A 9975-nucleotide genomic window follows, 5' to 3' on the forward strand; every position below is an offset into this window, starting at 1 on the left:
CCGTGGCCGACCAGGTTCTCGCCCTCCGCGATCCGCAGGTCGGGCCTCTTGCGGCCCAGGCGAGGCTTACCGAGCCCCGAAGCCGACACTGAGTGGATCCCATCGGGTGGGCTCCACTCAGTGGGCGCCACCCAGTGGGCGCCACCCTCGCGGTGGGTTCCACTCGGTGGAGTCCACCGCGGTGCGCACCCGCTTGACCGTGGACGCCACGCTCGGGCGCACCACGATGTCCCGCACCGCACCGGGTGCGCACCGTCCGCACCCTCGCCCAGCCACCCCCTTGACCGGGTGCGGCTCCACCCCTTGACCACGTTCTCCACCGGCACGTTTCTCCTGGACGCAGCCGGTTGCGGCCGCGATCAGGGCCTGGTCAAGGGGGTGTGTGATAAGGCTCCGCCAACACGGAAGCGCACCTGGTGCGGTGCACGGTGGCGCGCATCTTGGCCGGTGCCGGTGCCGGTGCCGGTGCGGGTGCGGTGCGGTGCAGCGGACCGCGGTGGTGTGGTGCGGTGGTGCGCCCATCGGGTGAAGGCCACCCGATGGGCGTGGTGCGCACCGTCGCCGTCCCCGCCGCGAACTACGCCCACTGCCTCCAGCTGGCGCAGGTCACCGGCGACGTCCTCATGGTCGTCGGTGAGTGCCTGTCTGGATACCGCAGAGGTCCAGTTCAGGGCCATGTTGCGGCTCGTGGGACGGAAGGCACCGTTCGGAAGTGGCACCGCGATGGCGGTAGTCCGGCACGCTGCCATGCTTCCGGAACAGGTGCTTCGCCCGGAAGACGGTGAGCGGCGGCGCACGGTGCCGCAGGAGTCTTGGACCCGCAGGCTCACGACCAGCGTCGCGCCCTGGAACATGTCCGCGGGCGGATCTCCCACGACGACGGAGAAGAAGACTGTTGAAACCTGGCACAGATCGATGGGCGGCGAGTAGCCGGTCCCGGAGAGCGTGGGACCCGCTGGATCATCGAGGTTGTTGGCCCAGATCCGTTGCGCGGGCTGAAACACGGTTCCTCCGAGATCTGGCGGGGGGAGCGCGATCCTACTCCCCGGAGACAACCACGGTGACGTGGGCCGCCCCAACGGAAACCCTCTCTGCCGGAGCAGCCATGGCCGTACCGCAGTCCAGGTATCCAGACAGACAGTGAGGAACCGGACGACGAAGTCGATGACGGCGCAGGTGATGCCCTGCGCGGCGGCTGGCCCGGCCTGTGCCCAGGTTCGCAGGGTGGCCACCAGGACCTGGCCGAGGACTTCCAGGGCGAACATCTCCGTGGTCGGTTCGCCGGCCTCCGGGCCGGGCAGCGCGGTGACGGGGGCGACGATCCGCTCGACGGGGTCGACGAGCAGGTCGGCCATCCGCGGCTCGGCGCCGGCGAACTCGCGGGCGGCCTCGACGTCCTGGACCTGGATGGCGCGGAGGTAGCTGAACGCGCTGATCGCCGCGTGCGGGGTCATCGGGGCGAGCGGCAGGGCGGTGGTCTCGGGCATGACGGCTCCTCGTGTACGGCACGCCGCGCGGTTCACGGCAGCCACGAACCGATGCTCGAACGGCGCCCCTGTGGACAGAATCCGGCGCCGAGGGGGAGAACTCCCCCTCCTCCGGATTGTGAACTTGGCGCTTGCCTGGCCACTTTGACCCGTAGCGGGCCACGCAACGAAGTGTGGGCTGTGACCGGACCCCCGTCCCGGTCACAGCCCGCACGTCGTTGGTCGGCCGACGACCCAGCCCGTCAGCAGCCGCCGGAGGTGGAGGCCGGGCCGCCGATGGTCAGCGTGGCGGGGGCCGCGCAGCAGCCTCCGCCGGCCTCTTCCGTGGCTGCGGGCTCGTCGAAGAGGCCGGCGCCGCCGCAGACTCCGGTCTCGGGCAGGGTCAGTTCGATGCGCTCGGCGGCCTCGTGGTCGCCGGCGAGGTGGGCGGCGATGGAGCGGACCTGTTCGTAGCCGGTCATGGCGAGGAAGGTGGGGGCGCGGCCGTAGGACTTCATGCCGACGAGGTAGACGCCCTTCTCCGGGTGGGACAGCTCGGCCTGGCCGTGCGGGTAGACGGTGCCACAGGAGTGCTGGTTCGGGTCGATCAGCGGCGCGAGCGCGGTCGGGGCCTGGAGGCGCTCGTCCAGGCCGAGGCGCAGCTCGTCGAGGAAGGAGAGGTCGGGGCGCAGGCCGGTGAGGACGATGACCTCGTCGACCGGGTCGAGGCGGCGTGCGTCCTCGCCGACGAGGATCAGGCGGCCGTCGGTGTCGCGTTCGACGGCGTCGGTGCGGAAGCCGGTGACGGCGTCGGCGTAGCCGTCGTCGACGGCGGCCTTCGCGGCCAGGCCGAGGGCGCCGCGGGCGGGGAGTTGGTCGGCGGCGCCGCCGCCGAAGGTGGATCCGGAGATCCCGCGGCGCAGGATCCACGTGGTGTGGGTGCCGGTGCCGTCGTCGGTCTTGGCGAGGTCGGCGAGGGAGGCGAGTGCGGTGAAGGCGGAGGCGCCGGAGCCGATGACCGCGGTGCGCTTGCCCGCGTACCGGGCCCGGGTGGCGGGGTCCTTGAGGTCGGGGATGCGGTAGGAGATCCGGTCGGCCGCAGCCTTCTCGCCGAGTGCGGGCAGGCCGCTGCCGCCGGCCGGGCCGGGCGTGGCCCAGGCGCCGGAGGCGTCGATCACGGCGCGGGCGTGGATCCGCTGCTCGGTGCCGTCGGGGTCGGTGTAGTGGATGACGAAGGGCTGGGCCTCGCGGTCGGCGTCGACGATGCGGTCGCGGCCGCTGCGGGAGACGCCGGTGACGGCGGCGCCGTAGCGGACCTTCTCGCCCAGGACGTCGGCCAGCGGCTGGAGGTAGAAGTCGGCCCAGTCGCCGCCGGAGGGGTAGGCGGCGCCGTCGGGGCGGATCCAGCCGGTGGGGGCGAGGAGCTTCTCGGCGGCCGGGTCGACGACCTCGGACCAGGGCGAGAACAGCCGCACGTGCGACCAGGCGCGCACCGCCGTCGCCGCGGTCGTACCGGCCTCCAGGACCAGGGGCTCGATGTTCCGCTCGATGAGGCGGGCGGCTGCGGCCAGGCCGATGGGGCCGGCGCCGATCACGACGACGGGCAGGTCTGCGGTGGATGCGTTCACGACGGGGCTCCCCAATTGATTCGACAACTGTCGATGTCCTGGGTTCCAGCGTGACACCGCGCATCGACGTTCGTCAACATAGACATACATCGAAGTTGCGGGGATGATGGGCGCATGACTACGAAGGTGTTGCCGCTGCTGGAGCCCGAGACCGTGGCACCGTGCTGCCCGCCACTGTCGGAACGCCCACTGACCGCGGAGGAAGCCGAGCGGACCGCGGTCATGTTCAAGGCGCTGGGCGACCCGGTGCGGCTGCGCCTGTTCTCCCTGGTCGCCTCCCACGAGGGCGGGGAGGCGTGCGTGTGCGACATCTCCGACGTCGGTGTTTCCCAGCCCACCGTCTCCCACCACCTGAAGAAGCTCAAAGAGGCGGGCCTGCTCTCCTCCGAGCGGCGGGGGACCTGGGTGTACTACCGCGTCGAGCCCTCCGTCCTGGCCGCGATGGGCGCACTCCTCGCCGGGGCGGGGAAGGCGGCGTGAGGGGAGTGCGGATCGAGCCCCTGCTCTCCGAACACGCAGAGCAGGTCCTGGGGATCTATCAGGCCGGGATCGACGAGGGTGACGCCACCTTCGAGACCCGGGCCCCCGCATGGGCGGCGTTCGACGCCTCCCGACTTCCCGGGCACCGCTTCGTCGCCCTCGACGACGAGGGCCGGGTGCTCGGGTGGGTCGCGGCGAGCGCGGTCTCGGACCGATGCGCGTACGCGGGTGTGGTCGAGCACTCCGTGTACGTCCACCCCGAAGCCCGCGGCCGCGGCGTGGCCCGTGCGCTCCTGGACGCGTTGATCGCCTCCACCGAGCAGGCGGGGATCTGGACGATCCAGTCCGGGATCTTCCCCGAGAACACCGCCAGCCTCGCCCTCCACGCGCGGGCCGGATTCCGCGTCATCGGCACCCGCGAACGCATCGGCCGCCACCACGGTGTGTGGCGCGACGTCGTACTGCTGGAACGTCGCAGCCGACAGATCAGCTGATCGTCTGGACGGCGTAGAGGGCCCCGACGCCGGCGGCCAGCGTGCCGAGCAGCAGCCGCAGGGCCTTCTCGGGGAGGCGGGGTTGGAGGCGGGCGCCGAGGTAGCCGCCGATGAGGCCGCCCAGGCCGCAGGCCAGGCCGAGGAACCAGTGGGGCGCGATGGCGCCGGATCCGCCCAGCGCGAGCAGGCCGTAGGTGGCGGCGCCGACGAGGGAGGTGACGAACGTCGCGGCCAGGGCCGCGGGCGCGACCTTCGTGACCGGCATCCCGCGCCCTACCAGGATGGGCCCGAGGAGCGAGCCGCCGCCGATCCCGTAGATCCCGCCCACGATGCCCACGATCACGGCGAGACCTGTCACTACGCCCGGCGGCGGTTCGGCCTCGCCGGACCTCAGAGGCCGCTGGGATGGCAGGAGCGTGCGGGTGATCAGCCACAGGCCCAGCGGCAGCAGGAAGACGGCTACCAGGGCCTTGAAGACCGTCGGGCCGGGGATGGCGAACACGCGGATGACGGCGCCGATGACGACCCCGGGCAGGGTACCGAGCACCAGGTGGCGTACAAGTGGGCCGCGCAGGGCACCGCTGTGGCGGTAGCGCCACAGGGCGCCGGGGCCGGCGACGACGTTGTAGAGGAGATTGGTCGGGGTCACCGCCGGGCTGGGCACCGCGAAGACGCTCAGCTGCACCGGCAGCAGGAACACCGCGCCCGAGACGCCCACCGGCGCGGTCACGACGGCTATCAGCAGGCCCGCGGTGAGCCCGGCCAGCCCCACCCCCCAGTCCACGTGCGTCAGCCTCGGTCGATGTGCACGCTGGTGGACTTCACCCGGGCGGTGACCTGCACACCGGCCTCCAGGCCCAGTTCCTCGACGGCCTCGCGGGTCAGCAGCGACACCACACGGTGCGGCCCGGCCTGCACCTCCACCTGAGCGGTGACATCGCCGAGCTTGACGGTGGTGACGATGCCCGGGAAGGCGTTGCGGGCAGAGGTGGAGGAGGCGTCTTGTTCCTCGGTGGCTTCCTTGGCGACCTGGACGCAGAACGCGGCGAGGTCGGGCCCGTCCACCATGCGCCCCTTGCCTTCACGCCGCGTGGGGAACCGGTCGGCGTCCGCCCACCGGCGTGCGGTGTCGATGCTGACGCCCAGCAGCTCGGCGGCCTGGCCGATGGTGTAGGTCTGCATGCGCCCACCCTAGAGGCGTCCCAGCGCGCCCTTGTCCGGTGCCACGACCAGCTCAGGGCCGCAGGAGGCCGGCGATCTCGCGGGCGGCGTCGCGCGCCGGGCGCCCCACCCCGATCAGGGTCGCGGAGGCGGGGCCGGTCCAGTCGCCGTACCCGAGGAAGTGCAAGCGCGGTTCGTCCACCGCGCGGGTTCCGGCGGTGGCGATGTGTCCGCGGCTGCCGCGCAGGCGCAGGGCCGCGAAGGGGGCGAGCGCAGGCCGGAACCCGGTGCACCAGACGACCGCGTCCGCTTGCGCTCGGGTGCCGTCCGCCCACTCAACCCCGGTGGCGGTGAGCTGGGTGAACATCGACTTCGCGGCCAGGAGCCCGGCGTCGCGGGCAGCGCGTACGGGTGGGACGGCGACGATGTCGCCGAGGGAGGCGACGCCGCCAGTATCGGTGCGGCCTTCGTCGAGAGCGCGGCGGCGGGCGGTCGCCGCGTCGAAGAGGGCGCGGCCGTCGATGTCGTCGGCGAGGTAGCGGGGCGGCCGCTGGGTCACCCACGTCAGGTCGGTCCCGGCGTGGGCGAGGTCGGCGGCGATCTGGGCGCCGGAGTTCCCGCCGCCCACGACGACGACCCGCTGTCCGGCGAACTCGGCCGGGTTCGTGTACTGGACGGTGTGGAGCTGGCGGCCGGTGTACTCGCGGCGGCCGGGGACGGCCGGGATGAAGGGCCGGGTCCAGGTGCCGGTGGCGCTGACGACCGCGCGGGCCCGCCAGTCGCCGCTGTCCGTCGCGACGCGCAGGAAGGTGCCGTCGCGGTGGACTGCGGAAACCCACGCCCCGCGCTGTACCGGCAGGTCGTACCGCTTCTCGTAGTCGGCGAGGTAGTCGACCACGTGCTGCGCGTCCGGGTACGTCTCGCCTTCCTGGACGGGCATGAGCCAGCCGGGAAGGGAGGAGTACTGGGCGGGGGAGAACAGGCGCAGGGAGGCCCAGGTGTGTTGCCAGGCTCCGCCCGGCGCCGTCTGGGCGTCGAGGATGACGTGCTCGACGCCCAGGCGGCGCAGGTGGTAGCCGGCGGCGAGTCCTGCTTGGCCGCCGCCGATCACCACCACGTCGGTGCGTTGGCTCATGAGGTGAGCTTGTCCGCGGTGAACTTGCGGCGCCAGGCCAGGGACACGTAGACGAGGGCGACGAGGACGGGGACCTCGATGAGGGGGCCGACGACGCCGGAGAGGGCCTGGCCGGAGGTGACGCCGAAAGTGGCGATGGCGACCGCGATGGCCAGCTCGAAGTTGTTGCCGGCCGCGGTGAAGGCGAGGGTGGCGGTGCGGTCGTAGTTCAGGCCGATCGCCTTGCCGAGCGCGAAGGTGCCGAACCACATGACCGCGAAGTAGACCAGGAGCGGCAGGGCGATCCGGGCGACGTCCCAGGGCTGGGAGGTGATGGTCTTTCCCTGGAGGGCGAAGAGGATGACGATCGTGAACAGCAGCCCGTACAGGGCCCACGGGCCGATCTTCGGCAGGAACTTCGCCTCGTACTGCTCGCGGCCCATCCGCTTCTCGCCGATCCGGCGGGTCAGGAACCCGGCCAGCAGCGGGACGCCGAGGAAGATGACGACGTTCAGGGCGATCTTCCACATGGAGATGTCGAGGTGCTCGCCGTCGCCGAGGCCGAGCCAGCCGGGCAGCAGATCGAGGTAGAACCAGCCCAGCACGCCGAAGGCGATGACCTGGAAGACGGAGTTGAGGGCGACCAGGACGGCGGCGGCCTCGCGGTCGCCGCAGGCCAGGTCGTTCCAGATGATGACCATGGCGATGCAGCGGGCCAGGCCGACGATGATCAGGCCGGTGCGGTACTCGGGCAGGTCCGCCAGGAAGATCCAGGCGAGCGCGAACATGAGCGCGGGGCCCAGGATCCAGTTGATGACCAGCGAGGAGACCATCAGGCGGCGGTCGCCGGTGACCGCGTCGAGCCGGTCGTAGCGGACCTTCGCCAGGACCGGGTACATCATGATCAGCAGGCCGACCGCGATGGGCAGGGAGATCCCGCCGATCTCCACCTTGGCGAGCGCGTCGTCCAGGCCGGGGATCAACCGGCCGAGCCCGAGCCCGAGGCCCATGGCGAGAAGGATCCAGACCGCGAGGAAGCGGTCCAGGGTGGAGAGCTTCGCGACGACCGAGGAGTCTTCGGTCGTCGCGGGAGCTTGGGTGGGGGTCACGGACAGGCCCTCTTGTTCTCGGCGGCGGTGCGCGCGGAAGCGGCCAGGTCGGCGAACTGGCCGGCGAGCTGGGCGATGACGTCCGGGCACAGCTTGTAGTAGACGAAGCGGCCGCACGGCTCGGTCTCCACGACCCCGGCCTCTCTGAGGACCTTCATGTGGTTGGAGAGGTTGGTCTGCTTGGCGCCGGTCTCCTCCACGAGGTGGGTCAGGCAGAGCGTCTCGCGGGCCAGCAGGGTCACGATCCGGAGCCTGAGGGGATCTCCCAGGACTCGGAGCACTTCAGTGTCGACTGACGTCATCATGGGCTGATACTGTCACATCACTCGGGGCTGACACCAGCCCAGGCTGACCCTATTGGCTCCGTCGAACGGGAACGCCATGCCCCCATCTGCATCACCTCCGCTGCCGGACGAACGCCTGGCAGCGGGAGCAGCCCGCCTCTCCACCCGGTACACCGGACGCTTCGCGCCGGAGACCGTCCTTCGGCTGCTCGCCGACTCCTGCGCCCGCCTCGCCGAGCAGGCACGCATCCGAACGCACCTGATCGTGCTCGCCGAACGGCTGACCGCAGAGCGCTCGGACGCCCTCGCTCACACTCGGGGTCTGTCCAGCGGTGGCCGGGTCCGGGTCCTGTTCGTGTGCAGCCACAACGCGGGCCGCTCCCAGACGGCCGCCGCCCTCCTCGCCCACCGGGGCGGCGAGCGGGTGACCGTCTCCTCGGCCGGCACCCATCCGACCGAGGACGTCGGGCCGTTGGTCGCCCATGCCCTGACCGAGGCCGGCGTGGACCTGGCCGACGCCTACTCCAAGCCGCTGACCGAGGAAGTCGTCCAGGCCGCCGACATCGTGATCACGATGGGCTGCGGCGACGCCTGCCCCGTCGTCCCCGGCCGCCGCTAGCTCGACTGGCCCGTACCCGACCCCGACGGTGCTCCGATCGCGCACGTCCGGGACATCCGCGACGCCATCGACACCCGCATCACCGAACTCCTCGCCGAGCTCGGCACCTGACCCGTCCGATCCGCTCATCCCCGCAGCTACCTGATCCCCAAGGAAGAACGATGCCCTCCACCCCTGCCGCGTCCGTCCTGTTCGTCTGCATTCACAACGCGGGCCGCTCCCAGATGGCCGCCGGGTTCCTGCGCCACCTCGCCGGTGACCGCGTCGAGGTCCGCTCCGCCGGCTCCATGCCCGGCGAGCAGATCAACCCCTCCGCGGTGGCCGCGATGGCCGAGCTGGGCATCGACATCTCCGACCAGACCCCGAAGGTTCTCACCCCCGAGGCCGCCCAGGCCTCCGACTACATCATCACGATGGGTTGCGGTGACGCCTGCCCGTACTTCCCCGGGAAGACCTACCTCGACTGGCAGCTCGAAGACCCCGCCGGGCAGGGAGTCGAAGCCGTCCGCCCCATCCGCGACGAGATCAAGACCCTCATCGAGGGCCTGATCGCCGACATCGACGCCAAGAAGCAGGGCTGACCACCGTGACCGACACCCCCACCACCACCGGTGACGGCATACGCGAGGTCATCATCATCGGCTCCGGCCCCGCCGGATACACCGCCGCCCTCTACACCGCCCGCGCCCAACTCAAGCCGCTGCTCTTCGGCAGCAGCATCTTCGTCGGCGGCTCCCTGACCACCACGACCGAGGTCGAGAACTTCCCCGGCTTCCCCGACGGCGTCGACGGCCCGGACCTCATGGCCGACATGCGGACCCAGGCGGAGAATTTCGGCGCCGAGATGATCGACGACGACATCGTGGCCGTCGATCTCACCGGGCCCGTCAAGGAGGTCACTGACTCCGAGGGCACCGTCCACCTCGCCAAGACGGTGATCATCGCGACCGGCTCCGGCTACCGCAAGCTCGGCCTGCCCAAGGAGGACGAGCTGTCCGGCCGCGGGGTGTCGTGGTGCGCGACCTGCGACGGGTTCTTCTTCCGCGACCGCGACATCGTGGTGGTCGGCGGCGGCGACACCGCGATGGAGGAAGCCACCTTCCTCACCCGCTTCGCCCGCTCGGTCACCGTCGTCCACCGCCGTTCCACCCTGCGCGCCTCCAAGGTCATGCAGAACCGGGCCTTCTCCGACGACAAGATCTCTTTCGCCTTCGACAGCGAAATCGCCGAAATCAAGGAGACGAACGGCATGCTCTCCGGCGTCGTCCTGCGCGACACCTTCACCGGCAAGCTCCGCGACCTCGACGTCACCGGCCTGTTCATCGCCATCGGCCACGACCCGCGCACCGAACTCTTCACCGGGCAGGTCGCCCTCGACGACGAGTGCTACATCAAGGTCACCTCGCCCTCGACGCGCACCAACATCCCCGGTGTCTTCGCCGCCGGCGACGTCGTCGACCACGCCTACCGCCAGGCGATCACCGCAGCCGGCACCGGCTGCGCGGCGGCACTGGACGCCGAGCGGTACCTCGCCGCCCTGCGCACCCAGGACGAGCCGGTCACGGCGCCCGCCTGACACCAGGGCAGCAGAAGGGGGCGGCCGACTCCGCAGAGTCGGCC

Annotated in this window: 12 protein-coding genes; 5 read left to right on the forward strand and 7 right to left on the reverse strand. The window is 71.3% G+C overall.

The features are described 5' to 3' along the window. Positions 1 to 359: 359 nt before the first annotated feature. On the reverse strand, positions 360 to 1487 hold the full coding sequence (locus ABTZ17_RS34305; protein ID WP_352199724.1) for a hypothetical protein: 1128 nt from the start codon (positions 1485 to 1487) through the stop codon (positions 360 to 362). Between the two features lie 242 nt (positions 1488 to 1729). Next, a complete protein-coding gene (locus ABTZ17_RS34310) occupies positions 1730 to 3094 on the reverse strand; it encodes an NAD(P)-binding domain-containing protein (protein WP_352199725.1) in 1365 nt (454 codons plus the stop codon). 114 nt (positions 3095 to 3208) lie between these two features. Here ABTZ17_RS34310 and ABTZ17_RS34315 point away from each other — a divergent pair, with 114 nt between their 5' ends. Together ABTZ17_RS34315 and ABTZ17_RS34320 are read left to right on the forward strand one after the other, a co-directional pair. Next, on the forward strand, positions 3209 to 3574 hold the full coding sequence (locus tag ABTZ17_RS34315; protein ID WP_352199726.1) for an ArsR/SmtB family transcription factor: 366 nt from the start codon (positions 3209 to 3211) through the stop codon (positions 3572 to 3574). Then, entirely contained in the window at positions 3571 to 4068 is a 498-nt protein-coding gene (locus ABTZ17_RS34320; protein ID WP_352199727.1) for a GNAT family N-acetyltransferase, read from the forward strand. Before ABTZ17_RS34315 ends, ABTZ17_RS34320 begins: the two co-directional genes overlap by 4 nt. Here the strand turns inward: ABTZ17_RS34320 and ABTZ17_RS34325 are convergent. From ABTZ17_RS34325 to ABTZ17_RS34345, 5 genes are read right to left on the reverse strand one after another with little or no spacing between them, the layout of a single operon-like run. Beyond that, a complete protein-coding gene (locus ABTZ17_RS34325) occupies positions 4061 to 4852 on the reverse strand; it encodes a sulfite exporter TauE/SafE family protein (RefSeq protein ID WP_352199728.1) in 792 nt (263 codons plus the stop codon). The two genes, ABTZ17_RS34320 and ABTZ17_RS34325, sit on opposite strands and share 8 nt — an antisense overlap. Before the next feature lie 5 nt (positions 4853 to 4857). Further along, complete coding sequence (locus tag ABTZ17_RS34330) at positions 4858 to 5250, reverse strand: TOBE domain-containing protein (RefSeq protein ID WP_352199729.1); 393 nt, start codon at positions 5248 to 5250, stop codon at positions 4858 to 4860. Positions 5251 to 5302: 52 nt separating this feature from the next. Continuing rightward, entirely contained in the window at positions 5303 to 6364 is a 1062-nt protein-coding gene (locus tag ABTZ17_RS34335; RefSeq protein WP_352199730.1) for an ArsO family NAD(P)H-dependent flavin-containing monooxygenase, read from the reverse strand. Next, positions 6361 to 7452, reverse strand: a complete 1092-nt coding sequence (arsB, locus tag ABTZ17_RS34340; protein ID WP_352199731.1) for an ACR3 family arsenite efflux transporter — start codon at positions 7450 to 7452, stop codon at positions 6361 to 6363. The genes ABTZ17_RS34335 and arsB overlap by 4 nt, the downstream gene beginning before the upstream one ends. Then, complete coding sequence (locus tag ABTZ17_RS34345) at positions 7449 to 7757, reverse strand: ArsR/SmtB family transcription factor (protein ID WP_352199732.1); 309 nt, start codon at positions 7755 to 7757, stop codon at positions 7449 to 7451. Before ABTZ17_RS34345 ends, arsB begins: the two co-directional genes overlap by 4 nt. 76 nt (positions 7758 to 7833) lie before the next feature. Here ABTZ17_RS34345 and ABTZ17_RS34350 point away from each other — a divergent pair, with 76 nt between their 5' ends. From ABTZ17_RS34350 to trxB, 3 genes are all read left to right on the forward strand, one after another. Beyond that, positions 7834 to 8355 carry an arsenate reductase/protein-tyrosine-phosphatase family protein gene (locus ABTZ17_RS34350; protein WP_352199733.1) on the forward strand — a complete coding sequence of 174 codons (522 nt, stop codon included), beginning with the start codon at positions 7834 to 7836 and terminating at the stop codon, positions 8353 to 8355. Positions 8356 to 8516: 161 nt separating this feature from the next. Continuing rightward, positions 8517 to 8936, forward strand: a complete 420-nt coding sequence (locus tag ABTZ17_RS34355; RefSeq protein ID WP_352199734.1) for an arsenate reductase ArsC — start codon at positions 8517 to 8519, stop codon at positions 8934 to 8936. A 5-nt stretch (positions 8937 to 8941) separates the two neighbouring features. Further along, on the forward strand, positions 8942 to 9931 hold the full coding sequence (gene trxB / locus ABTZ17_RS34360) for a thioredoxin-disulfide reductase (RefSeq protein WP_352199735.1): 990 nt from the start codon (positions 8942 to 8944) through the stop codon (positions 9929 to 9931). Positions 9932 to 9975 lie beyond the last annotated feature (44 nt).

Source organism: Streptomyces sp. NPDC097619 (genome assembly GCF_040302735.1).
Taxonomy (GTDB): Bacteria; Actinomycetota; Actinomycetes; order Streptomycetales; family Streptomycetaceae; genus Streptomyces.